Genomic DNA, 23,560 nt, shown 5'->3' on the forward strand with positions numbered 1-23,560 from the left:
ACAGCTCGGTTTGTGCTTGCTCAGCTTGCGCTGGCGTTCGATTCAACCAGCGTCGGGTAGTCGATGTAGCCCGCCGCGCCGCCGCCGTAGAGGGTGGCGGGATTGAATGCGGACAAGGCGGCGCCGGTCTTGAGGCGCTGCACCAGATCCGGGTTGCCAATGAACGGACGACCGAAGGCGATCAGGTCGGCCTGGTCTTCGGCGAGCCGCGAGGTCGCCAGCTCCAGGTCATAGCCGTTGTTGGCGATGTAGGTGTTTTTGAAGCGCTGGCGCAGGGCGGCGAAATCCAATGGCGCCACGTCGCGCGGGCCACCGGTCGCGCCTTCGACCATGTGCAGGTAAACGACGCCGAGGGCATCGAGTTGATCGACGACGTAGTTGAATTGCGCCTGCGGATCGCTGCTGGAGACACCGTTGGCCGGCGACACCGGCGACAAGCGCACCCCGGTGCGATCCGCGCCGATTTCATTGATGACCGCTGCGGTGACTTCGAGCAACAGACGCGCACGATTTTCAATCGAGCCGCCGTAGGCATCGGTGCGCACGTTGGCGCTGTCCTTGAGGAACTGATCCAGCAGATAGCCGTTCGCGCCGTGAATTTCCACACCGTCGAACCCGGCAGCGATTGCGTTCGCCGCGGCCTGGCGGAAATCGGCGACGATCCCCGGCAGTTCGTTGATGTCCAGTGCACGGGGCTCGGAGACGTCGACAAAGCGGTTGTTGACGAACACCTGGGTGGCCGCGCGCAGCGCGGAAGGGGCCACCGGGGCGGCGCCGTTTTCTTGCAGATCAACATGGGACACGCGGCCGACATGCCACAGTTGCACAAAGATCTTGGCGCCCTGGGCGTGGACCGCGTCGGTCACCTTGCGCCAGCCATCAATCTGCGCCTGGGTGTAGATCCCGGGGGTGTCCTGATAGCCCTGGCCCTGCCGGGAAATCTGCGTGGCTTCGCTGATCAGCAAACCTGCGCTAGCGCGTTGGCTGTAGTAGGTGGCGGCGAATTCGCTGGGAACAAAGCCTGCGCCCGCGCGGTTGCGGGTCAGTGGCGCGAGGGCGATGCGGTTCGCCAGCGTGAGGGCGCCAAGGGTGTAAGGGGTGAACAGATTCTGATCGGTCATCTGGTGTCTCTTCCGTGCCCGTGAGTGGAGATCGGTGGTGCGTGCAATTAGGATGATGATCGAAATCTAAACTGTCAACGGTTTTGATTATGGTCGACATCTATGTATGATTGGGCCGCTGATTTCCCAATCAACATGAGGTATTGCACGTGAGAGTGAGCAAGGCCCAGGCGCAGGCCAATCGAGAGCACATCGTTGAAACGGCCTCAGAACTGTTCCGTGAGCGCGGTTTCGACGGTGTGGGTGTGTCGGATCTGATGGCGGCGGCCGGTTTCACCCACGGCGGCTTCTACAAGCATTTCGGCTCCAAGGCCGACCTCATGGCCGAGGCCTCGGCCTGCAGCCTGGCCAAGTCGCTGGCAGCGGCGCAGGCGCTGGATGTGCCGGGGTTCATCGACGTCTATGTGACCCGAGAACATCGCGACGGACGCGGCAGCGGTTGCACCATGGCCGCGTTGTGCGGCGATGCGGCGCGTCAATCGGATGAGGTAAAAGCGAGGTTTGCCGAAGGGGTCGAGCACACCCTGCAAAGCCTGGGTGACAAATACCCGACAGGGCCGGATGCCGCTCCGGGGGAGGGCCGGCGGAAAATGATCGACCTGCTGGCCCGGGCGGTGGGTGCGATCATGTTGTCCCGCGCCTGCCCGGATGATTCCGCGCTGGCGGATGAGATTCTTGAGGTGTGCCGCGCTGAGATGCTGGCGTCGTTGGCGGTGGCGGATGGCGAGCCTGTGTGATGCAGGTCGAAGCGCTTAAAACTGCCTGGATAGCGGGGATGCTGCAAGACCAGGGACGATTCAGAAATCACATTGACCTTCACCAGAGAAAACAAGCAGCACATGGAAGATATTTCTGAATTTACCGAAGCCCAATTCATTGCCTTCGTCAACAACATACGGCTCGTCAACAAGGGTGGGACGGATGATGAACTCGGTGAGCTGCTTGAAAAGTTCAGCAAGCTCGCCGGTCATCCAGATGGCTATGACCTGATTTTCCACCCCGAACCCGGTGCGGATAACTCCGCCGAGGGTGTTACCCAGGCAGTGAAAGCATGGCGCAATGCCCAGGGACTCTCGGGATTCAAGAGCGACTGATTGAAGCGCCACCCACGTCAAGCGACCTGCCCACGGTCAAGGACGATACGAAGCTCCCAGGCTTGCTTTAAGTATCGTCGTGGCGCGTGAGTCACTCCCTTGTTCTTGGGACCTCGAAGAGCCGCTCCTGGTCATTAGTCGCTTTGCTGATCCGACATCCCCGAAGGAGGGTGGCAGGCCCTTCAGTTGCCGTTCAGCCCGCTGTCGCGGGTCAGAAGGCGGCGTTTCCAATGAATTTCCTTCTGCATCATTTCGTCCTTGCCGGTGTGCTTGTCGGCAATTTCAAGGATGCTGAACCTGAAGTTTTCCGCGAAATTATCGCCACGCCGGGTGTGCAGGTCACGTAGGCGGGTGTTTCCGCCATGTCCGTTATGGGCGTAGGTGACCCAGCGGTCCCACAGGCCTCCAGTGCCGGTCGCGGAGCCTACGTAGAGCTGATGCTCGCCTTCGGTGCGGTCTGAGATGAGGTACACGCCCGCCACGCTGGAAAGCGCGGTCTGCCAGGACTCCAGTCCTTGTTTGACGATGATGTTCAGTTCCCGATGGGAGATATCGACTTCCTTGAAGCCAGGAAACTTGCCGACCGTCATGGGCTTTTCCAGGATCGAGGACACCACCATGCTTTTCAGGCAGGTTTCCAGCCACAGATAGTTCCCCCGCGGCTTGGTGTAGTCGAGTATCAAGCGACCTTCCAGCTCGGCAAATTCAGGCACGCGGCGGTAGTCGTAGACGAAGTCATGCTTGTCTTTATCACTCTTCGACTCGTTGAGTTTGAGTGAGTCGTAAACGCCAGCCAGCAGCCATTTCTTGCTGCCGGGCAGCTCCACCAGGCCGATCACGTACTCGCATTCGAAATTCCTGCGCGACTGCCACGACTGCCAGACGTCGAACTCGCCGGCTAGGTAAACGTCCATCGGGTGGACAATCCCGTTGTGTTGGGCTAGATGAACCTTGGTGTTCTGTGTGTTGAGTGACGGCAGGAGGCTGGTCAGAAGCTGTATGAGCATGAAGGATTGGCTCTGTTGAAAGGTCGCAGGACGAAGCCACAGATAGGTGCAGTCGCCTGAAACGGGGGTGAAATTACCCAACAATCGTTTGTGCAAATGGCTGGCAAGCGTAGGCGGCGGTCAGGAAAACCGCTGGCGACGCGCACCCGTTATCCGCGCCAGTGTTCCTCCCACCCACACCGCCGGGAGGATGATCAGGCAGCAGGTGAAATGCACCCAGCCCATTTGGTTCCCCAAGAAGATTCCCACCGGAATGCCCCAGACCAGCAGGATGATGACCCCGACCCAGATGGCGGGACGCAAGGTGCGGGTCGCCTGGATTCGGGTGCCGACAAATCCTCCGACGCCTGCCGCGATGGCCCAGCCAAGCACCGTCAGCCATTGGACGGTGTCGATGCTGACCAGTTGATTGTGCTGTTGTCTCCAGCCCGGTTCGCCAGGGGCCACGAACACAGGAGGGAGAAACTGTGAAATCACCAGCCCGAAAACAGGCAGCACCAAAGCGCAGGACAGCAGGCCGAAGAGAATGGCTTTGAACATGGGGGGACTACATCCGTGTTGAGAGAGGCTTGGAAGGTGTTGCTGATGGGATGCGGATTCGTGAGGCATCCTGGCGCAGCAGCGGTGTGTCTAGGGTGCGGGAGGGAGCCTCAGCGAGGTCGTTGGGGTCAAGAGAGCACCTCCTGTTTGGGCATGAAGAAGCGAGCGAAGAGTTCGGATTGTGACTTGATGTTCAGCTTGGCGTAAATGTTACGGCGGTGAACCTTGATGGTTTCTGCCGAGAGCGAGAGTTTGCCGGCGATCTCCTTGTTGGAAAAGCCGCTGAGCAACAGCCGGAGTACATCGCTTTCCCGCGTGGTGATCTGCGTGCCCAGTTGGCCGATGGTTTCCGGCCATTGCGGCGGGGCGGCCAGGCTCTTTTCCAGATCGTTCTCAAAGCACATGCGCTGATGCATCAATGCGATCACCCAGGGCTTGATAAGGTCGAGCATGGTGATTTGTTCTTGATTGAAATGCACACGGCTGCCGATGGAAATGCACAGGGTTCTGTCGGCATCGAGTTGCACGTTGTATTGCACTTCATCCATGGAAATGTATTGGGCGAAGTACTGGTGGTAGTACTCGGTTTCAACAAAGTATTCTGGGGCAATGTCCAATAAGTGAAAGAAGCCGCTTTGCGGGTTTTCCCGGTTGGCGATGTAAAAGGGGTCCAGCAAGTAGAGTCCCTTTACATATAGATGAGTGAAGGCGTCCACCTCTTCCACATCGGCGATCTCGGGAAGGCTGATCACTTGCACCTGTTGATGGCTGAAGATCAGTACCACCCAATTGTCGATCTGCACGTATTCATTGAGGGTACGAATCAGTGAACTCCAGAAGTCTGGGCGGTTCAGTTGCATGATCAACTTTCCAATCGATCGATGCCAGGCCAGGCTATGAAGGTCGAGTGGCATTTTCTACCCCTTTAGGGTTAGGGAATCGTAGGTCCAGGGTAAGTAATTGGAGGTATTTACTCTTGGCTAAGGCTCGGTATATTCGCTTGCAGGATTTACGACAGCCATGAGGGCACGTCGTCTGGACAAGGATGTTGCATGAGAAAATCACCTTTGCGAACCGTTTTTTCCGCCGCGCTTCTCTGGGCCGGGATCAGCTCATCGGCAGGGGCGGTAGAGCCCGGGATGTACTTGTACAACTGGTTCGGGCTGCTCGCACCGGAAACCCCGAAAGAGTTCGAACAGGCCACCGGCACCCGCATTCACATGGATGCCTTCGACAGCGCCGAGATCATGCAGAGCAAGGTGATGGCCGGGCGCACAGGCTATGACGTGGTCGTGGCGACCTCCAATGTGCTGCCCAGCCTGATCCAGGCCGGAGTGCTGCAGCCGCTGGATCCTGCCCAACTGAGTAACCTGTCCCACGTCGACCCGGACATCCTGGCCCAGCTTGCGGTCAATGATCCGGGCAATCGTTACGCGGTGCCTTACCTGTGGGGCACCACCGGGATCGGCTACGACGTGGACAAGGTCAAAGCGGCCTTGGGTGACAATGCGCCGGTCAATAGCTGGGACCTGATCTTCAAGGAAGAGAACATCAGCAAGTTGCAGTCCTGTGGCGTGGCCATGCTCGACTCGCCCAGCGAGATCATTTCCATCGCCCTGAACTACCTTGGACTGCCGAGCAACAGCAAGAACCCGGATGACTACCAGAAAGCTCAAGCCCTGCTGTTGAAGATTCGCCCCTACATCCTTTATTTCGACTCGTCGCGCATCGACGCCGACTTGGCGGACGGCAACATCTGTGCGGTTGTGGGCTGGGCCAACGGTGCGCTTGCCGCCCAGGCCATCAATGAAAAGTCCAACACCGGACGGCGGATTACTTACAGCCTTCCCCGTGAAGGCGCGCTGGTCTGGTCGGAGAATCTGGTGCTGTTGAAAGATGCCCCGCATCCCAAGGCAGGCCTGGCGTTTATCAACTACATGTTGCGGCCGGAAGTGATTGCCAAGACTTCAAATCACACGCTGTATCCCAATGCCAACAAGGATGCCACGGAGTTTGTCCAACAGAAGTTGCGCGACAATCCGTGGATTTATCCAGACAAGCAAACGGTTGCCACACTGGTTCCGCTAGAACCGCTGCCATTGAAACTGGAGCGGATCCGCACACGGGTCTGGACCAAGGTGAAGAGCAGCATCTGATTTAGTTCGACTCTTCATCGCCAGCGCTGCGCAAGTTTCACCGCCAGTGCGGGCTCATTATTTAAAACATTCGATGAAATGTACTGGCCATGCGCAGAGCAACTCCTGCGCATGGCGGTATGTGCCTGCGTCCATTCAACACCTCAAGCAACAGGAGAACAGTGGATGTTCAGCCCAGCCCCTCAAACGCACTTCAACTTGACACTCGACGCACTTGATCAGGATGTACAAGTGCTTGCCTTCACTGGCGAGGAGGCGATCGGCAAGCCTTACTTCTTCAGGGTGGAGTTTGTCTGCGAGCGGCCAGAGCTGGAGCTGCAAAGCCTGGTCGACAGCGAGGCCTTTCTGGCCTTCGACAGCCAGGGCAACGGCGTTCATGGACGCCTCTATCACATCGGCAAAGACGCGGAGCATTCACATCCGCAGCGCTACAACCTGGCCCTGGTCCCGCATTTGTCCTATTTGCGCCATCGCACCAACCAGCGCATCTACCAACAGTTCTCGGTGCCGGCCATCGTCGCCTTGATTCTCGAAGAACACGGGATTCTGGGCGACGCCTACCGTTTCCAGCTGGGTTCCAGCTACCCCAAGCGCGACTGCTGCACCCAGTTCGGTGAAACCGATTTGCACTTTATTCAGCGCCTGTGCGAGGAGGAGGGGATTCACTTTCACTTCCAGCACAGTGCTCAAGGACACGTGCTGGTGTTTGGCGATCATCAGGCGGTCTTCCCGCGGATCGAGCCAACCACGGCTGTCATGCCCGAGCCCAGCACAGCGAGCAGCCCGCCGACCGGCGATAACCGCCGCGCGGCTTATCGTCAGCGGGAGGGGCAGGGCGCGTGCAGCGCACTGCACAGCGGCCATGTCCTGAATCTCGCCGGCCCGTCAGGCCAGGCGGACAATGAGGCATGGCTGGTGACTCGGGTCATCCACGCAGGCGGACCAGCGCAAAGCTCGGCCGAGCCGGGAGGCGCGGACGGCCGGCAGTCGGGTTACCGCAATCGTTTCACGCTGGAGCCGTGGGACCAGGCCTACCGCCCGCCTTCGGCGCACGAAAAACCCCAGGTCAGCAGCCAGACCGCGGTGGTCATCGCGATGGACGACGAGGCACTGCGCGGTGATCGGCGCTTGGCAAGGCTCAAGGTCAAGTTTCCCTGGGACCGCGAAGGTCGGTTCGATGACAAAAGCAGCTGCTGGCTAGGGGGCGCCGCCAACTGGCGCTGCGCAACCACCCCGCTGCGAGCGGGCGTGGAAGTCAGGGTCACCTTTGTTGAAAGCGATCCCGATCAGCCCCTGATCAGCGGCTGCTTGTGCTGTGGCTAGCGCCCGGTCATTGTCCGGCGCTTCTGGCGGCGAAGGTTTCGCCGGTCAGGATGATCAGGTTTTCCCTTGAGTGAACGCTGGTGATGCTATTGATCACCATCTTGAGCGCGTTGGCGTTGGGGAACAGCGCAAACAACAACTCGAAATACAGGTGGTCCTGGATCAAGCGCGCCGCCAGGTCCGGGTGGTCGTGCAGCAGCGCCCTGAAGCTTGGGTAGCCCAGCTCCGCCAGTTCCGGGATGTCGACAAAGCCCTGGGCCAGATCGTCGGTTCTGCATTCGGCGTTGAAGGTGTCGGCGACCTCCAGAAAGCCTGGCGGCAGATCGCGGTGGCTGATGCGCAGTTCATAGGGCGTTGCCGGGATCGACAGCGCCTCGCCGAAGCCCAGGCTGCGATAGCCGACGGTTCGCGGGTCGATGAGTTGGCCGGCTGAGGTGAACTTCATAGGGATTGGCGTCTGAGTTGGCAGGGGCAGGGCGTCAGTTTGTTTTCGCAGGTTCAAGAGCTAACCTCCTTTCGGTCGCTGCAAGCGCCCGCGGCCGTGGTAGTTCAGGAAGTCCCACATCGGTGCGGTGAGCGTTTCCTGTGAGGCAATGCGCCAGAAGGTTGTTTCCCCCAGCAGCGGTTGCAGGTGATTGATCAGTTCCTGCGCCGCATTGTGGTGCCCGGTGTGCAGCCAGTACCTGAACAGTTGCTGGTTTTCCTGTCTGGGTAATTGCGCCGCCTGGAGCAGTATCAGTGAATATCGAAAATCAAGGGTCCACAGACGCTTGAGGAAGTCGACCCGCTCGGGGATGGGCAGGCTCACCAGCCATTTTCGCGCCTGATGGTCCACGTCGGCTGTGCTGGTTCTATTGGCCAGTTGTTCGGGAGTGAAGTGAGTGTCATCCATGATTTGCAATCGTCAGAGAAGCCGAGAAGGGACTGTATTGTGTCCGATGTGATGCGGTAACACGCGGCGCTATTTCTTTGCATCATCTTCAAGGTAAACCTCGGAGCCTGCGGGTATGGATTCCTTCTTGATCATGCTGGGTAGCGAGAACGGGGTATGGCTCAAGGGCTGTGTTTTCTTGACTGAAACAAAAAAATCAATGTGTGTATAAATGTGCTCGCCTTGTGGTGTGCAGATGAGCAACGGGGCCCCGTTTTTGAGTTCGCGCATAAAGGCCTGGGGGACACCAGGAGCGAGCACGCAACCTTGGCCCGTTATGCTGAAGACGTCTTCAACTTCAAAAAGAAATTGCATCGGGTGCGCCTGATCTGGTCATTCTTTCATGTGATCCGACTCTATCTTTTAGTGGCGGCGCTTCCAACTGCTTAATGCGCTACTCAGGTTTGAACTATCTGGATTTGGAGCTTGGAAATGGGGTTCTCCACCACTGTCTGGGAATGGTACGGGCAGGATGAGTACAAGCGGGTGCTGGCGGTGGGCGAGGCGATTGATGCCCTCGGATTCCTGGTATTGGATTCCGGCGCTCAGCAGGCCAGCATTCCCGATTGCGCCGCCTGTGAAGCCTGGTCCATGGCGATGTTGCCATTGGAGGCGCTGCTTGCAACGTGCGCGAGCGCTTTGCCGGATGAGGTTCGGGCTGGAGTGCAAAACCTCTGGGAGCAATGCAATGGGTTGTCCGAGGCGGCCTTTCATTGTGGCGATCGGGGGATCGTCGAGCATGGGCAGTGGCAGTTGTTGCGGGAGGCTGCTGGGTAGTTGTTGGGTGTGATGGAAGAGGCGCAGTTGCGCCCCTTTCTGGAGGAACTGATGGTGGATTGTGGACGTGCGGTGCATGGCTGAAGTCTTGACCCAAGTGTTGGCCTGAAGCTGTTAACGAATGCTGCAACCTGCGACTGAGTGGAAAAAAACGGATGTTTGACGAGCTGATATTTACCGGTGAAACGCCTGCAAAAGATGATGCCTATGTCGGTGGCGGGGCCTGTCTGCCGACTGATCTGGCATGGCCCTGCTCGCCTGATGGAGTCCCACTGACACATCTGATGGCCTTTCCTGGGCGTTGGTTCTCAGAGGCCTTGATCGATAGGAATTACTGGGTTTCGGTTTTTGTGCCGTACTGGCCGGGCGAGGTCGGCCACTATCGAAAGTTGCGTGCCGTCCAAGGACGCTCGGAAGCGGTTGTCATGGGCTATTCGCGAGCCGGTTCCGAGCGGGACGAGGCGGCTCAGCCGATTTCAGATCGCGGGACGGTGCGGCTGGAGGTGAACTCCGACGCCGATGATGATGAGAACCTGGCTTCCAAGTTGGATGGCGTGGACGCCTGGCTGCAGTCGCCTGTTTCAGAGGGGGCAGGGCGTAGAAGGGTTTCTATTTATGGCGGCGATCTGGATGTAGCGCTGCCTCAGCATAAAGGCGTGCTTTCGGATGGCATGGGGTATCTGTTTCTGGATGAGGACTTTTCAGAGAGGGCAGGCGCGGGGATTGGCCGGTTCTTTTTGCAGTTGGGGTAGGGCGATACGGCGATACCGAAAAATGCGCCAGAACGTCTCTTCCCCTACAGTGGCTGTTGGCACGGCGACGCGGTTAGTCGAGTCTGAGGGTGGTTTTGTGTTGTATTTGCCGGGCGAAGTTGAGCAGTTGACAACGGGTTCAAGTCGTTCGCTTTGCTCACCGAAACGGCTTGAAGCTCGTCTCTCAACCAAACGTCAAATGGCAAATTAAAGTCGGTAGCATGGCCGAGAATAAATGAAATTCAATGATGGTGACAGGGTAAAAGTTAAGCCCCACGTGTGGTGGCCGAATGGCGGAGTTGGAGTTGTTTCGTTACCTCCAGAATATGTAAAGAAAGCCTTGAGTGGTGAAGTGGAGTTATCCAGTACTCAGCGAACTATTGCTGGAAAAGACAGGATTGTTACCAGTGTATGGATTGATTTTGACGAGCCGGCAATGGATTGCAGTGATGACGGCCCTTACCTCGGTGGTGAGGTTCTCTTGGAATATTTGGAACATGTATAGGGTGAAAGTTGAAAAGTAAGTAAGTCTGGAAGATCGCACTTCGCTTGTTTTTGTGCGCAAAAATGCTCGTGCTCATCGGCTAGGTTTCGATCCGTTCCTTTGGCTGCAAAGAAATTTAACTTCTTGAGCATGAAGACGATTTGCCGGCCGGGCAGTCGTACTCCTCAGCCTCGTCATTCCAGTGGAAATCGGTGCTCGAAAAACTGTCGTTCTTGCGCTCGGTTTTGTCCCACACCGGCACATGCGGTTCGATATCTTTCTCTTCCACCATCCAGGCCAACATCGGTGCTGTGTCGTATGCGGTGTCACCGATTAAGCGATCCGGTTTGATGTCGAACAACTCTTCGACTCGATCAATCATGGTTTTGGTACTCTCGACCTCAGCCGTTCGATGAGCCGGTGTCGGTTCTACATCCATGATCACGCCATGCTCGACATCAATCAGGTAGTTCGTGGAATAGGCGAAAAACGCTGGGCCACCCGGGGCGGCCGTCCAACGGGCTAAAGGATCAGTCAGCGATAAGCGCTTGGGAAGAGCTTCAGCGAGCGCCTCCTCATCGAGTGCTTCGAGCTATTCACGGACAGCACGAGTGCTCAGAGACGGGTCGCGCCAGTTGATCTCTTCATCGCTAGGCGCTCCATATTGCCGACTCGCGTCCGCCTTGATGATGCTGGCGTCCACGGCAAAGCCTTCGCCCTTGACCAGACCCGCGTCCATGCAGCGATGCAGCACTTCATTAAAAAACCAGCGAAACAGATCGCTGTCCCGGAAACGGCCGTGTCGATTCTTGGAAAACGTAGAGTGATTAGGTACTTCATCCTCAAGGCTCAACCGGCAGAACCAGCGATAAGCCAAGTTCAAATGAGCCTCTTCACACAAGCGCCGTTCGGAGCGAATGTCATAGCAATAGCCCACGACTAGCATGCGGATCATCAACTCAGGATCAATCGAAGGACGCCCAATTGGGCTATATAAATCGGCGAGGTAGTGGCGCAGGTCGCTCAGATCGAGGCACCGATCAATGCTGCGCAGAAGATGATTTTTTGGGATGTGGTCTTCAAGGTTGAACGAGTAAAACAGCCGATCCTGCCCACTCGATAACTGTCTCATCATGCTGCGTACTCTCCCGCTGGCCGATGGAGTGATTTTGCCGCAGATCAGTCGATGGAGTTGCTCAGGGAATCAGTTAACCTTGGGAGCGTTTCCCTGCGCAATCAGCAGCGAGCGCTCAATCATTTCAACGGTGATGTATGGGACGAACCCCAGCCTTTCGCCCTTTTCAAAGCTTTTTTTGTAGTCCTCTAACTGATCGACATCTTGCGCAATTGCTAGTGCAGCTAGATGCCTGAGTGGCATTGCTCCTTTGGCGTCTGTAGGTAAAGACCTGTAGAGCGCCAGGCCCGCATCTATATCTTGATTCTGAGCCCAAGATAACGCCTTGTCAGATAGCTCGACTACATCGTCAGCGCCAATGGTCTCTAACTTCTGGGGCGTTTCGTTGCTTACGATGACAGGTGAAAAATATTCTCCCTCCCCATAGATGAACGCGACAGCATCCGAAAACGCTGTCGAGGAGATGGAGGGCATGAACGAAACTCTAAAATGATCCGAGCGCTTCCCTATAGTTGGAATGATCTGGACTTGGATCTCGCCCAAACACTTGATGCAAAAGCGGTCACTTACCTCATCCTTTCCACAGGCCCAACCTTGTGCTTGCAAAATCGCACATGCCTCTTTCTCTGTCATGGTTCTGCTCTCGATATCACCTATCGGATGATACTGGTTTCTTAGGCTCTCAAGGGGGCGCTTTCTAGCCACCCTACTTTAGCTGGCCGCGCGCTACAGATCGACAGGAGACCTACTTTTTCAACAGAATCGGCCGATTGCAGCCACGTTTAAAAGACTTTTTCCCCCTAAAAAGTCCAAGGCTCCATTTGAAACGCTCCGCGCTACCCAGCAGCGCGGAGCGCCCAGGCGTCAGGCTTGAAGGCGCCAGCCCATCACTCCCAACAGGTCGCAGCTGTCACGCAGCAGAATCGCCGCTGCGTTGGAGATATGTTGCAGGTCGGTGTCATCAGCACTCTTCAGTTCTGCGCGGGAGAGGCTTTCCAGCAGTTGAGTTACTGCCAGTAAACGTGCGGTGCCGTTGGCGTGCAAAACGTCGAGGGGGGCGTTCTTGTCGATAAAGAGGCAGGGAATCAGGCAGTCGATGCCGGTGATGGGAATAAATCGTTGGTTCATGAGGATCACTCCGCTGTTGGTTAAGGGAGCTGCTCAGATCGTCGCCAAACGAAAGGGTGGCAGCTGTACGCAGGTTGGCGAACCGGATTAACCAACAGAAAACCGGCAGACCCTGAAGGTCTCCCGCGCACAGCCACCATAGAAAGGCAGCCGTGACCATAAATGTTCGACGGCTAGCGCTGCAAGCGTGACTGCCTGTTGGTTGATTTCCAGGTCGCCAAACCCGGTCGCCATTGGGGCGAGTGGGGGCTATGGACGGTGGGTCTTGGGGGGACAAGTCAGACGCGTCTGTAAGTTTTGTAGGATTGCATTATGGGGCTTGGCGGTTTGAGAACGGGTCAGTCAATAAATGAAATTCAATGACGGTGACAGGGTAAAAGTTAAGCCCCACGTGTGGTGGCCGAATGGCGGGGTTGGAGTGGTTTCGTTACCTGCGGAATATGTAAAGGAAGCCTTGGGGGGGGCAGTGGAGTTATCTAGCACTCAACGAACTATGGCTGGAAAAGACAGGATTATTACCTGTGTATGGATTGATTTTGACGAGCCGGCAATGGATTGCAGTGATGACGGCCCTTACCTCGGTGGCGAGGTTTCCTTGGAATATTTGGAACATATATAGGGTGGAGTTTAAAAAGTAAGACGGTCTGGCAGATTGCACTTCGCTTGTTTTTGTCTGCGAAAATGCTCGCGGCCACTTGCGGACGTTCCTCGGCCACCAGGGCCAACGCCATGGCCCACCTGGCGGCGCAGCGAGGGTTCCGCTTGCTTGCCCCACGGGGGCTTGCGACCGCTGTTCTCGTCAAAGGCATAGGACGGATGTGCTAGATAGCCCTTTGCTACATGTTCAGGGTGCGAAGCTCTTGCCTTCAAAAATAACGGCAAAGGACTGTCTCCATGATCGCTTTTACAAGGCGGCTTTTGCCTGCCGCATTACTGTGTAGTGCCCTCGCTGCCCAGGCGAGCGAAGTGCTGAAGGGCGACTACTGGGTCGTTCACTACCAGGGTGCCTTGGGCAAGAATCAGGTGTTCATCGCCGACGGCGACCCCACTCACATCATCAATCGTCCAGGTGGCGCGAAATCATTGGGTATCTATCAACTTTACGAAGAGCCCGGTAAACCCAACTTCACCTCTTACGATGTCGAAATCGATTGTGCGAAGAACCGCGTGCGCATCATGGGTGCGGCGGATTTTCGCAGCGTGTTCAATGATTTTCGCAATGTGAAGTATTCCAGCCAGTGGCAACACCTCTAAACCTATCTCCGCTCGAACAGCATTCCTACTTTTACCACCGTCAAACAGCCGATAGCTGTACCTTAACACCGTGGAGGGTTAGCTCGCCGCTACCGAGTTTGTTCGTCGGCTCGTCAAAAAATCAATATTCAAATCATCAGAAGGGTCCGGTGGCGGTCGTCAGGCAAGCTGAGCATAAGAAAACATGCTTGGGGAGCATTGCTGTCCGTGCGAACAGACAATGCTCCAGCTTTCGGTCAATAAAGATTTTCAAAAAGCGAGCCTGTCGCATTAGCCTCGGTACTTTTCGGAGCTTCCTGTATCTGTGCAGAGCCGCCAATCCAAGAGTCCGCAAATGCTGAGCGCTCCAGCCCTGCGAAATCCAGTAACACCCCGATGAAGGACTTCTCCTCCAATTTTAGTTGGTCGAACCCTCGTGGCTTTATCCTAAATCCTTCGGATTCTAATGAGCGTGCTAATTGAAATAGCGAAACGCCTTTCATCTGCGTCAACACATGATCCGTGATCACTTCGGCAGGGATATTTTGGAGGTCTGTACGTATCGAGTTGAGCATTGATTGCGAAACTGCCCGGCCATTAGGTGTGTAGCGCTCTATCAGAGCGGCAGCAACTCGAACCTTTTCAAGTCCAGGGCCTTCCTCTTCATCACCGAATCTAATGATGTTGGAGATGGTTTTGCGTCTGTCTTCTGCTGATTTAAAAAAAACTTTTGCAAGACAGAAATCTAATGTCAGCGCAATTATTGATGCAGCAATATATGCTAGTCGCAGCGCTGTCTCGGCTGCAGGGCTACTGGGGTGACTGGACGCTAATAAACGTGCGAAGGCAATGAAGTGATCTAGCGATCTGTTCACCGTGCCTGGGCCAAACTCATCAATTAACCCAGCCTTTAGGTCTTGGTAGCCAGTTTGAAATTCTTTGCTCCTACGGCCCTTATCTATCGATTTTATTAACTTGTCGAGATCTTCTTCGCTGAGTCTTTCTGGAAATATGATTTTTTCGCTTTCCGACATTCGCTTGAGATCCGCACCATCAAGGATCGATATTCCAAGGCGCGTTGCAACGTCCTTAATTACAGACCTGCAATCAGTCGTGGCGACGTGTGCCCCATCAACCTGGAGTAATTCAAGCAAGCCCTTAGTCCACAACACGCGTTCGATAGCTTTGGGCTTCAGCTTTGACTTCGCGTCCACGATCTGACGTCTGCGCGAGGAACCATTTGATTGCTCATAGATCCAGATGTCGATATCTGTTAAGTCGTCGCCATCGAGTTGTAGTGGCACACCACGAACTGCGTACATTCCCGCTCGAAGAAAGTAAGCTCGAAGAAGCTCCTCTAGTACGTAGCCCTTATCTCCAGTCTTGGCCATTTATCAGATTCCTCTCTTGCTCCGAAGTGTACTCAGGATATCGTGCGTATGGCGCTTGCTCGGTTGTGATTGTCTTTTTCTTGTTTGCTCGCGTGCGTACTCTGGCCCTTGATAATTAGTCATCGGAGCGCTTGGGGGCGTATTTATTGCTTCCGCATTTGCATTCCCGCGCTTGAGAACTTGAAGGGCAAGCTCACCAACTTCTTTTTTTAGCAGTTTCATGCGAAACATACCAGAATTAGCGGGGAACAATTGGATGACTCGGTTCTGCTCCAAAACGCGATAGTCTGCGCCGATTGCAGAAGCGGGGCCAATAGTTCGGCCCGCAATCAGCGCGTCCAAGATCCAGTCGAAGCTAAGAATACGCCCTTGTGAAGCTGGGCGTAGTTGCATTCCATATGATAAGGCAGACACCAGGGCTTTTGCCATGTCGAAAGTGTCATCGATCAATGGGCTTACATATTTGTGGAAAGCGCCAGGTAGCGTCACAAAAGCATGATCACCTCGCTCGTTAGAAACTGTGTTTACTTCTAGAACACCAGCCGCCTTGAGTTTCTCAAAAAGCGGCACTCCGAGCTCCCTTTCGCAATTGTCAGCGTAAATGCAGCCTACGCTTTTAAGTTTCTCTGTTATTGAGAGAAAACTACTTTGCTCTGCTGTTGAAAGAGAGGAAAGTACCCGGGCGGATTTATTTACTGAGTCCTTTTTGAATAGGTTGCCATTAAACAGCAAAATATTCGAAGGGTCATCGCCCTCTTGATCTATGAAGCCAATCTCAGTGGAGCGCCGTATTAAATCATCAACGTCAGATGACTTCATTTTGTAACTGTCGCCAACGAACTCTTTGGCAATGATGAGCGAGACTGGAGCTTGAGACGCCATTTCCCCAATAGCAATCGCTGCATGCTCATGCATGCCAGGTTGAGCATCTTTGAAAATATCGGCTGCATGTGACAAAACTGCGCGGGTTGTCACACCTATAACTTGTATTTCATTCCCGCCGGTATCAATCAAACGCTTAGCCTTGAGGAGCTCTAGGTAGTGTGGAAGCTCAACCCGAGGGTTCAGGCCGGTAGCCATAGCGATTGCGGCAACTTCCTGCTTCCCGAGATTGGATTCGTTAGTTTCTCCGAGCCGCATTAAAAGCTGTGCAGCCTTTCCGGCTTCGTCTAGAACTGAATACTCTGCCGGTGCGGCAGTATCCGAAGCAATTTTCCTAGAGTGGTGAATAATCCACGCGCCAGTTGTCTCTTTATCCAAGCTCAAATCCATCTGCTGCCCCCCGTTAGGTCCTTGATGAGCTACTTTGCACTGGAGTTCTCTCCAGCGCTCCAGGTACGCAGGTTACCTGACTTTTAATATCTGGCCATCATAACGCCATCTTTCCGGTGTGGACGCTACGCCCAGCGAATCTACAATGTTTTGAAGCTCCTCGCTTCACGACGTCGATCAGCTAACTGGTGGGACTCCATGCCTGTTGATATCTGACTCAACCGGCAGCTTTATCCACGCCTCGATCTCCGTAACGAATTGCACGAGCCGCTGAGCCAAGCCATCTGCATAGAATGTCAAGCCTTGCCGGTAAGCAACATACAAGTCATTGCTGTCATTCATTCCCTTACTAGGGGTTCCAAAGACATGCTCGGGCTCAAAGCAGCCATCCATTCCAACAGGCTCCTTGCCGAATTGCTCATGGATTAATCGGGCTCTGTCTGTCAGTTGCAGCCACTGAAGAGCATGCTCTGGAGAGAGGCTTGCAGCTATTGGGAGAGCTAAGCGGATGTCTTGGATTCGTGAGTCCACACACCCCAGCATCACCCTGAGCCGAGCAAAATCTTGAACGCTGAATTTCCGCCTTTCACGCTTTCTTTGTAGCTCGTCAATCAGTTTATTTGTGCTCTGAGATTCAAGCAGCGCCAGATCATTATGGCTAATAAGATCTTCGTGGCCGAACGTCCTGATATTTACATACGAGTCCACTACAGATGCCAGAATGTAATTCAGGGCGCGCAGTGAGTTTTTTTCCCGGTGATGCCTCGGAAAAATTTCAATGAAGATGTAGAAGATGTAAGCCGCAGCGATACCGGTCATAAGGTCGCCGACGATGTCCTCGAAGGCTTTGGACTGGAGAGCTGAAATCAAGCATGCCCAGTCAGGCGATGCCATGAAGGCAGGGACGGGAAACTTAATCTTCACCATCAAGAGCAAGGTAAGGCTTGCCAAAAAACCATAAAACAGCTTTCTTTCCCAGCGATCTTTCCACCACCACCTGAACATTCCTTCCTCCAGAAAGGGGCCCGCAGGGCCCAGTTGCACAAACTGACATCATAAAGCTTGCCCAGCCTGATCAGCCAGCTGAGCTTCCCAGCACTTGATGTGCTCCAAGACTCGATCCAGGAACCGGCTTTCGTCTCCGAAGAAAGCGGAGGATGGCTCGTGGATGGCAAATCAGTTTGAGCTAACTTTGCACTCACGGTGCCGGGCATCCTTCGCTCCGACATAGACAGCTGGCCAGCCTGAGGATTGATCACTATGGTGCGGCCATTGCTGAGCGTCCGCTTCTGGCCGATTGCAGCCACTTTTAAAAGACTTTTTCCCCCTAAAAAGTCCAAGGCTCCATTTAAAACGCTCCGCGCTACCCAGCAGCGCGGAGCGCTCAGGCGTCAGGCTTGAAGGCGCCAGCCCATCACTCCCAACAGATCGCAACTGTCACGCAGCAGAATCGCCGCTGCGTTGGAGATATGTTGCAGATCGGTGTCGTCAGCACTCTTGAACTCTGCGCGGGAGAGGCTTTCCAGCAGTTGAGTCACTGCCAGTAAACGTGCGGTGCCGTTGGCATGCAGCACGTCCAATGGTGCGGTCTTGTCTATAAACAGGCAGGGAATCAGGCAGTCGATGCCGGTGATGGGGATGTATTGCTGAGTCATGGGAACCTCCGCTTGTGGGTAAGGGAGCTGTCCTGTCGTCGCCAGTCGAATAGGTGGCAGCTATACGCGGGTTGGCGAGCCGACTCATCCCACAATAATCGGCAGATCCGAGGATCTCCCGCGTACAGCCGCCATGAAAGATCGCCGTGAACATAAAGGGTCCTCGGCAAAGCTTGCAAGCGGAAGTGCCTGTGGGTGAGTTGCCAGGTCGCCAAACCCGGTCGCCATTGGGGCGAGTGGGGACTATGGACGGTGGGTCTTGGGGGGACAAGTCAGACGCGTCTGCAAGTTTTGTAGGATTGCGGAGGGGGACTTGGCGGCCTGAGAGCCGGCCAGTTTTTCTGGGTTGTTGGGGGTACATATCCATTCCTGCGGGTGCGGCCGCTGGCGGTTTCGCTCTTACAGCGAGTCACTTTTACCAAACGCCGTAAAAGTAACCAAAAGGGCTTGCCCCTCCATACGGCCCCTCGCTGGGGCTCGGGGTGCCCGAGCTCCGGCATTGCTCCGGGGGCACGCCGCCAACCGGCCATCCATGGCCGGGTGGCGGCTAGCTCGGCATCCTTGCCGAGCTGCCCCCTGCGCAACGCCTGCGCTCGGCCTGCTGGGAAGGGGCTTGAAGATCAAGATCAAAAGCCAGAGCCAAAGCCACGGCAAACGGCGCGCCCGTCCGGGCGGCGCATTTTTCAGTCTTGTTAGAGCAATCAGTTTCTCCTCCGTAGGAGCCGGCTTGCCGGCGAAGAGGGCGGTCTGGTCGTGCGCGGAGTAAAGACAGGTCAGCGCTGTCCGGCCGGCTGTCTTCGCCGGCAAGCCGGCTCCTACAACGTTTGCGCGTTCCTCTTGTGAATGAAGCTTTTATGACAAAAGTTCGGTAGCACATGGCCACGCATGTCTTGGGTATGTAACGCGCTTGAGGGGGCCGCCAGGCCACTTTTTTAAGCCGAGGCGGGACGCCGGGAGTGAGGCTATGGGGACTATGGAACGCTACTCGAAAGTGGGCATGCAGGAGCTGGATCAACGGCTGTCGAAGATTGTCGAGGCCGCGCGCAAGAAGCCGGTGTCGGTCTATCGCTATGGGGCGCCGTGGGTCTGGATCGTGTCCCAGGATGATTGGCAGGGCGCCTTGAAGGAGGTGTCGAGCTATATCCCGCCCGGTCATTCGCTGGTGCTGCTGCGTCCGCAGATCGATGAGTTGCTCGATCAGCACGGCGATCTGTTGCAGGGCCTCAATGCCGAGCCGGGGCTGCTGATTGCGCCGCGCACGGTGGTGCAGATTCTGTTGTTGCAGTTGCTGTACTCGGTGCCAAGCGAGCAGCAGTTGTATGAGCAGCTCAGCTACAACCTGCTGTTTCGCTGGTTCGTCGGTCTGGATCTGAACCAGAAGGTCTGGGCCTTCAATGTCCTGAGTCGTGACATCGCCACCTTGTTGAACGATCCGCGGGCGGTGCGCCTGATCCAGAAAATCATCGGTGAAGTGTTCTGCGGCGCTCTGCTGCAAATGCCCGAGTTCTCGCTGAATTTTGCGCTGTTGCACACCTGGCTGGCGCGCCACGAAAACACCTCGATCAGCAGCAATTGAAGCGGCCAAACGCTGTGCAGACGGCGACGGCAATGCGCGTGTGCGCGCCAATTTTCAGATTTCTAGGGGGCGGTGTGGAGCATCTGGGTAAATCAGGGCGACCCGGCAGTGGCGGGCGCTGGTGGCCGTTGTGCGGCTGGTTGACGTTGCTGGCGCTGGCGCCAGCGGTGCAGGCCGAGGAGGGTGAGCCGGTGCCGGTCGAAGCCACGGCCGCACCGCGCTTGGTGGACGTCAACGAATACTTTGTGCGCGGCAATACCGTGCTCGATGCCCGGGCCATCGAGGAGGCGGTGTACCCATTCCTCGGGCCGCAGAAGGCTCTGGCCGATATCGAAGGCGCCCGCGATGCGCTGCAGAAGGTCTATCAGGAGCGCGGCTACCAGTCGGTGTTCGTCGAGCTGCCGGAGCAGAAGGTCGAGGACGGCATCGTCTATCTGCAGGTCAGTGAAACCAAGGTCGGCCGGGTGCGGGTGGTGGGGGCCAAGCATTACTCGCCGGTGGAGATTCGCGATCAGGTGCCGGCGCTGCAAGAAGGCCAGGTGCCGGACTTTGCCACGGTGCAAAGCCAGCTGGCCGTGCTCAATCGCGGCGCCGGGCGCCAGGTCATGCCGCTGGTGCGCGAAGGCCAGCGCCCGGGGACCATGGATGTGGACCTGCAAGTGGAAGACCAGAACCCCTGGCACGCCAGCGTCGGCCTGAACAACGATTACAGCGCCGACACCGAGAAGCTGCGCACGGTGGTCAATGTCGGCTACGACAACCTCTGGCAGTTGGGCCACAGCATTTCCCTGACCTATTTCACCGCGCCCCAGGACACCGACAACGCTAAGGTCTGGTCCGGTTCCTACACCGCGCCGCTGAGCGAGCGCTGGGCCCTGCAGTTCTCCGGTTACCAGTCCGACAGCAACATCGCCACCATCGGTGGCAGCAATGTGCTGGGCAAGGGCCATTCCTACGGGGTGTCGGCGATCTACACCTTGCCCGCGGCCGGCAACTGGGCCAACTCGCTGTCGGTGGGCGTGGACTTCAAGGACTTCGACGAAGAGATGCGCTTTGGCCGCAGCAGCGACCAGATTCCGCTGAAGTACGCGCCAGTGACCTTTGGCTACAACGGCTACCGCTACAGCGAAAAATCCCAGCTCGGCCTGGGCCTGAACCTGATCGTCGGCACCCGGCGCTTCTTCGGCTACGGCAGCGACGCCGAGGAGTTCCACTACAAGCGCGACGAGGCCAGCGCCAGTTTCTCGGTGCTCAAGGGCGACCTGAATTTCACCTACACCTTCGCCAACGACTGGCAGTCGGCGTCCAAGACCGCCTTCCAGCTGGCCTCGGGGCCTTTGGTGTCCAACGAGCAGTATTCCGCCGGTGGCGCTACGTCGGTGCGCGGCTATCTGGCCGCCGAGCGCACCGGGGACGAGGGCTACCTGTTTTCCCAGGAGCTGCGCACGCCGTCTTTGGCCAAGTTCCTCGGCAGCTATGTGCAGGAGTGGCGTTTCTACGCCTTTGCCGAAGGCGCGCACCTGTCGCTGCACGAGCCGCTGCCCGAGCAGGAAGACCAATACAGCCTGGCCAGCGTTGGCCTCGGCACCCGCGCCAGTTTGAGCAAGTGGCTGTCCGGCAGCCTCGACTGGGGCTACCCGCTCAAAGACGGCCCCAACACCCAGAAATACGACCCGCGCCTGCACTTCAGTGTGCAAGCGACGTTCTGACTTTACGGAGACCCTTCCCATGCAACGCTTATTCCTGAGCCTGTTGATCTGCCTGGGCTTCGTGCTCCCGGCCACGGCCCATGCCTGGTGGCAGGACGACTGGCATTACCGCAAGCAGATCAGCGTGGACACCACGCCCCAAGGCGCCGCCATCAACGAGGCCCTGGGCCGTACCGCGCTGCTGGTGCGCCTGCACACCGGCAACTTCACCTTCGACGGGGTCAAGGAAGACGGCGCCGACCTGCGCTTTGTCGCCGCCGATGACAAGACCGTGCTCAATCACCAGATCGAAAGCTTCGACCCGCTGATGGGCATGGCGCTGATCTGGGTCGATGTGCCCAAGGTCGAAGGCGGCCAGCGCCAGGACATCTGGATGTACTACGGCAACCAGAAGGCCCCGAGCACCGCCAATGGCCAGCTGACCTTCGACCCCAGCTACACCGCGATCTACCACTTCGACGGTAGCAACGGCACGCCGGCCAAAGACACCACGGCCTACGGCAACACCGCGCAGAACGCCACCGGCGCGGCGATTGACGGGGTCATCGGCCGCGCCTTGCAGTTCAGCGGCCAGCCGCTGCTGCTGCCGGCCAGCCCGTCGCTGCAGCACAACGCCGGCGGCGCCTTCAGCTTCAGCGCCTGGGTGCGCCTGGATCAGGCCAGCGGCGAACAACTGCTGCTGGCCCGCCGCGAAGGCGCCGGCAGCTTGCTGATCGGCATCAACCAGGGCATGCCCTTCGTCGAAGTGGACGGCCAGCGCGCCGCCTCCACCCAGCCGCTGAACCCGGGGCAGTGGCAGCACCTGGCCCTGAGCGGCGAGGGCAGCCGGCTGGCGCTGTACGTCAATGGCCGGGAAACCGCGAGCCTGGCCCAGGCCATTCCGACCTTCAATTCGGTCATGGCCATCGGTGCCGATTTGCCCGCGGTCGCCGGGGCCGAGGCCAGCCACTTCCTGCCATTCACCGGCGCCCTGGACGAGCTGCGCCTGTCCAAGGTGGCGCGTCCGGCGGCATTGATCCTGGCCGATGCCAGCGCCCAGGGCGCCGAGTCGAAGCTGGTGGTCTATGGCGTCGATGAAGAGCAGTCGGGTTTTGGTTTCGGCAGCCTGGGCTTCCTGCTCAAGGCGGTGCCGGTGGATGCCTGGGTGATCATCCTGGTGCTGGTGGGGATGATGATCCAGTCCTGGGTGATCATGCTGCGCAAGAACCGCATGGTCGGCCGGGTCAGCGCTGCCAATGCGCTGTTCCGCGAGCAGTTCGCCAAGGTCGGCACGCGCCTGGAGATGTTCGCCGACGATCAGGTCCTGGCCAGTCGCCTGGAGCATTCCTCGCTGTGGCGCCTGTACCTGGTGGCGGTGAAGGAGATCCGCACCCGCCGCGAGCAGGGCGCCGATACCTCCTCGGTGTCGGCGGCCACCATTGAGGCCATCCGCTGCTCCATGGACGGGGTGCGCACCCGGGAAAACCAGCAACTGAGTTCCAAGCTCTCGACCCTGTCCAACGCCATCGCCGGCGGCCCCTACATCGGCCTGTTGGGCACGGTGCTGGGGATCATGGTGGTGTTCCTCGGCACCGCCATGGCCGGTGACGTCAACATCAATGCGATCGCCCCGGGCATGGCCGCGGCCTTGATGGCCACCGCCATGGGCCTGTTCGTCGCGATTCCGGCGCTGTTTGGCTACAACCGCCTGATCACCCGCAACAAGGAAGTCGGCGCCGACATGCGGGTGTTCGTCGACGAGTTCATCACCCGGCTGGCGGAGCTGCATGGCGAGAGCCAGCACAGCGAGAACGCCCACTGGCGGGTCAGTCACAGCAACGCGTCGGTTCCGGCCTGAGGAGAACTGCCATGGCTTCCGTAAACGCCTCCCATGACGACGAAGACGACGCCGCTGTCGACAGCATCAACATCACGCCCCTGGTGGACGTGCTGATGGTGGTGCTGGTGATGTTCATCCTCACCGCCACCGCCCAGGTCTCGGGCATCCAGATCCACCTGCCCAAGGCCAGCGCCTCGGTGTCGCTGTCCGAGGCCAAGACCAAGGCCATTTCGGTGAACGACGGCGGCCAGGTGTTCCTCGATGCCTACCCGGTGACCCTGGGCGAGCTGGAAGAGCGTCTGCGCATCGAGAAGGCGCAGAACCCGGACTTCCCGATCATCGTCCGTGGCGATGCCACGGTGCAGTACCAGAAGGTCATCGAAGTCCTCGACCTGCTGCGCCGCCTGGAGTTGTCCCAGGTCGGCCTGGTCACCGGCAAATCGAGCCAGGGCTGAGC

The 23,560-nt window shown here is 57.3% G+C and carries 25 protein-coding genes and 1 pseudogene; 12 read left to right on the forward strand and 14 right to left on the reverse strand.

What is annotated here, in order from left to right; translation table 11 throughout:
* Window positions 1-20: 20 nt before the first annotated feature.
* Complete coding sequence (locus GGI48_RS29210) at window positions 21-1,121, reverse strand: alkene reductase (protein WP_179601420.1); 1,101 nt, start codon at window positions 1,119-1,121, stop codon at window positions 21-23.
* Between the two features lie 149 nt (window positions 1,122-1,270).
* Here GGI48_RS29210 and GGI48_RS29215 point away from each other — a divergent pair, with 149 nt between their 5' ends.
* Window positions 1,271-1,858 carry a TetR/AcrR family transcriptional regulator gene (locus GGI48_RS29215; RefSeq protein ID WP_177435078.1) on the forward strand — a complete coding sequence of 196 codons (588 nt, stop codon included), beginning with the start codon at window positions 1,271-1,273 and terminating at the stop codon, window positions 1,856-1,858.
* A 102-nt stretch (window positions 1,859-1,960) separates the two neighbouring features.
* Window positions 1,961-2,215, forward strand: a complete 255-nt coding sequence (locus tag GGI48_RS29220) for a bacteriocin immunity protein (protein WP_047304215.1) — start codon at window positions 1,961-1,963, stop codon at window positions 2,213-2,215.
* 182 nt (window positions 2,216-2,397) lie between these two features.
* On the opposite strand, the gene GGI48_RS29225 is transcribed toward GGI48_RS29220, so the two are convergent.
* The 3 genes from GGI48_RS29225 to GGI48_RS29235 all read right to left on the reverse strand — a co-directional run bounded on the left by GGI48_RS29225 (window position 2,398) and on the right by GGI48_RS29235 (window position 4,676).
* Window positions 2,398-3,222, reverse strand: a complete 825-nt coding sequence (locus tag GGI48_RS29225; RefSeq protein ID WP_179601422.1) for a GIY-YIG nuclease family protein — start codon at window positions 3,220-3,222, stop codon at window positions 2,398-2,400.
* 120 nt (window positions 3,223-3,342) lie between these two features.
* Window positions 3,343-3,762, reverse strand: a complete 420-nt coding sequence (locus GGI48_RS29230; protein ID WP_179601424.1) for a hypothetical protein — start codon at window positions 3,760-3,762, stop codon at window positions 3,343-3,345.
* Between the two features lie 128 nt (window positions 3,763-3,890).
* Window positions 3,891-4,676 (reverse strand): helix-turn-helix transcriptional regulator, encoded by a 786-nt coding sequence (locus GGI48_RS29235; RefSeq protein WP_103740297.1) that lies wholly within the window; start codon window positions 4,674-4,676, stop codon window positions 3,891-3,893.
* Between the two features lie 138 nt (window positions 4,677-4,814).
* Here GGI48_RS29235 and GGI48_RS29240 point away from each other — a divergent pair, with 138 nt between their 5' ends.
* On the forward strand, window positions 4,815-5,918 hold the full coding sequence (locus GGI48_RS29240) for a polyamine ABC transporter substrate-binding protein (protein ID WP_016966847.1): 1,104 nt from the start codon (window positions 4,815-4,817) through the stop codon (window positions 5,916-5,918).
* A gap of 165 nt (window positions 5,919-6,083) precedes the next feature.
* A complete protein-coding gene (locus GGI48_RS29245) occupies window positions 6,084-7,241 on the forward strand; it encodes a contractile injection system protein, VgrG/Pvc8 family (RefSeq protein ID WP_179601426.1) in 1,158 nt (385 codons plus the stop codon).
* Between the two features lie 7 nt (window positions 7,242-7,248).
* Here the strand turns inward: GGI48_RS29245 and GGI48_RS29250 are convergent, their stop codons facing one another.
* The 3 genes from GGI48_RS29250 to GGI48_RS29260 all read right to left on the reverse strand — a co-directional run bounded on the left by GGI48_RS29250 (window position 7,249) and on the right by GGI48_RS29260 (window position 8,487).
* Complete coding sequence (locus GGI48_RS29250) at window positions 7,249-7,686, reverse strand: hypothetical protein (protein WP_047304219.1); 438 nt, start codon at window positions 7,684-7,686, stop codon at window positions 7,249-7,251.
* 60 nt (window positions 7,687-7,746) lie between these two features.
* Window positions 7,747-8,133, reverse strand: a complete 387-nt coding sequence (locus tag GGI48_RS29255) for a hypothetical protein (RefSeq protein ID WP_103740294.1) — start codon at window positions 8,131-8,133, stop codon at window positions 7,747-7,749.
* A gap of 69 nt (window positions 8,134-8,202) precedes the next feature.
* A complete protein-coding gene (locus GGI48_RS29260) occupies window positions 8,203-8,487 on the reverse strand; it encodes a hypothetical protein (RefSeq protein ID WP_179601428.1) in 285 nt (94 codons plus the stop codon).
* A gap of 117 nt (window positions 8,488-8,604) precedes the next feature.
* On the opposite strand from GGI48_RS29260, the gene GGI48_RS29265 reads away from it, so the two are divergent.
* The 3 genes from GGI48_RS29265 (at window position 8,605) to GGI48_RS29275 (ending at window position 10,206) form a co-directional block, all read left to right on the forward strand.
* Complete coding sequence (locus GGI48_RS29265; RefSeq protein WP_260620563.1) at window positions 8,605-8,949, forward strand: hypothetical protein; 345 nt, start codon at window positions 8,605-8,607, stop codon at window positions 8,947-8,949.
* 155 nt (window positions 8,950-9,104) lie between these two features.
* Window positions 9,105-9,701 carry a hypothetical protein gene (locus tag GGI48_RS29270; RefSeq protein ID WP_179601430.1) on the forward strand — a complete coding sequence of 199 codons (597 nt, stop codon included), beginning with the start codon at window positions 9,105-9,107 and terminating at the stop codon, window positions 9,699-9,701.
* A gap of 235 nt (window positions 9,702-9,936) precedes the next feature.
* A complete protein-coding gene (locus GGI48_RS29275; RefSeq protein ID WP_152690418.1) occupies window positions 9,937-10,206 on the forward strand; it encodes a hypothetical protein in 270 nt (89 codons plus the stop codon).
* Window positions 10,207-10,345: 139 nt separating this feature from the next.
* Here GGI48_RS29275 and GGI48_RS29280 read toward each other — a convergent pair.
* The 3 genes and pseudogenes from GGI48_RS29280 to GGI48_RS29290 all read right to left on the reverse strand — a co-directional run.
* Window positions 10,346-11,320: pseudogene (locus GGI48_RS29280) on the reverse strand (IS1182 family transposase); the annotation flags it as partial.
* A 69-nt stretch (window positions 11,321-11,389) separates the two neighbouring features.
* Complete coding sequence (locus GGI48_RS29285; RefSeq protein WP_179601432.1) at window positions 11,390-11,953, reverse strand: DUF6990 domain-containing protein; 564 nt, start codon at window positions 11,951-11,953, stop codon at window positions 11,390-11,392.
* Between the two features lie 231 nt (window positions 11,954-12,184).
* On the reverse strand, window positions 12,185-12,448 hold the full coding sequence (locus GGI48_RS29290) for a short-chain dehydrogenase (RefSeq protein ID WP_179601434.1): 264 nt from the start codon (window positions 12,446-12,448) through the stop codon (window positions 12,185-12,187).
* An 894-nt stretch (window positions 12,449-13,342) separates the two neighbouring features.
* Between GGI48_RS29290 and GGI48_RS29295 the strand changes: the two genes are divergently transcribed.
* Window positions 13,343-13,702, forward strand: coding sequence for a hypothetical protein (locus GGI48_RS29295; RefSeq protein ID WP_179601436.1), 360 nt, complete (start codon window positions 13,343-13,345; stop codon window positions 13,700-13,702).
* 236 nt (window positions 13,703-13,938) lie between these two features.
* Here GGI48_RS29295 and GGI48_RS29300 read toward each other — a convergent pair whose 3' ends face one another.
* The 4 genes from GGI48_RS29300 to GGI48_RS29315 all read right to left on the reverse strand — a co-directional run bounded on the left by GGI48_RS29300 (window position 13,939) and on the right by GGI48_RS29315 (window position 17,999).
* Window positions 13,939-15,072, reverse strand: a complete 1,134-nt coding sequence (locus GGI48_RS29300; protein ID WP_179601438.1) for a hypothetical protein — start codon at window positions 15,070-15,072, stop codon at window positions 13,939-13,941.
* A gap of 3 nt (window positions 15,073-15,075) precedes the next feature.
* Window positions 15,076-16,332, reverse strand: a complete 1,257-nt coding sequence (locus GGI48_RS29305) for a hypothetical protein (protein ID WP_179601440.1) — start codon at window positions 16,330-16,332, stop codon at window positions 15,076-15,078.
* A gap of 189 nt (window positions 16,333-16,521) precedes the next feature.
* Window positions 16,522-17,349: a hypothetical protein gene (locus tag GGI48_RS29310; RefSeq protein WP_179601442.1), complete on the reverse strand. Its 828-nt coding sequence runs from the start codon at window positions 17,347-17,349 to the stop codon at window positions 16,522-16,524.
* Between the two features lie 386 nt (window positions 17,350-17,735).
* Complete coding sequence (locus GGI48_RS29315) at window positions 17,736-17,999, reverse strand: hypothetical protein (RefSeq protein ID WP_060843717.1); 264 nt, start codon at window positions 17,997-17,999, stop codon at window positions 17,736-17,738.
* Window positions 18,000-18,972: 973 nt separating this feature from the next.
* On the opposite strand from GGI48_RS29315, the gene GGI48_RS29320 reads away from it, so the two are divergent.
* The 4 genes from GGI48_RS29320 to GGI48_RS29335 are packed head-to-tail and all read left to right on the forward strand — an operon-like array spanning window position 18,973 to window position 23,558.
* Window positions 18,973-19,575, forward strand: a complete 603-nt coding sequence (locus GGI48_RS29320) for a transposase (RefSeq protein WP_047304612.1) — start codon at window positions 18,973-18,975, stop codon at window positions 19,573-19,575.
* Window positions 19,576-19,607: 32 nt separating this feature from the next.
* The gene (locus GGI48_RS29325) at window positions 19,608-21,284 is read left to right on the forward strand and encodes a ShlB/FhaC/HecB family hemolysin secretion/activation protein (RefSeq protein ID WP_409565333.1); all 1,677 of its coding nucleotides are present in this window, start codon (window positions 19,608-19,610) and stop codon (window positions 21,282-21,284) included.
* Window positions 21,285-21,303: 19 nt separating this feature from the next.
* A complete protein-coding gene (locus GGI48_RS29330) occupies window positions 21,304-23,121 on the forward strand; it encodes a DUF2341 domain-containing protein (protein ID WP_179601446.1) in 1,818 nt (605 codons plus the stop codon).
* Window positions 23,122-23,132: 11 nt separating this feature from the next.
* Window positions 23,133-23,558, forward strand: a complete 426-nt coding sequence (locus tag GGI48_RS29335; RefSeq protein WP_179601448.1) for a biopolymer transporter ExbD — start codon at window positions 23,133-23,135, stop codon at window positions 23,556-23,558.
* Window positions 23,559-23,560: the final 2 nt, after the last annotated feature.

Source organism: Pseudomonas protegens (assembly GCF_013407925.2).
Taxonomy (GTDB): Bacteria; Pseudomonadota; Gammaproteobacteria; order Pseudomonadales; family Pseudomonadaceae; genus Aquipseudomonas; species Aquipseudomonas fluorescens_AP.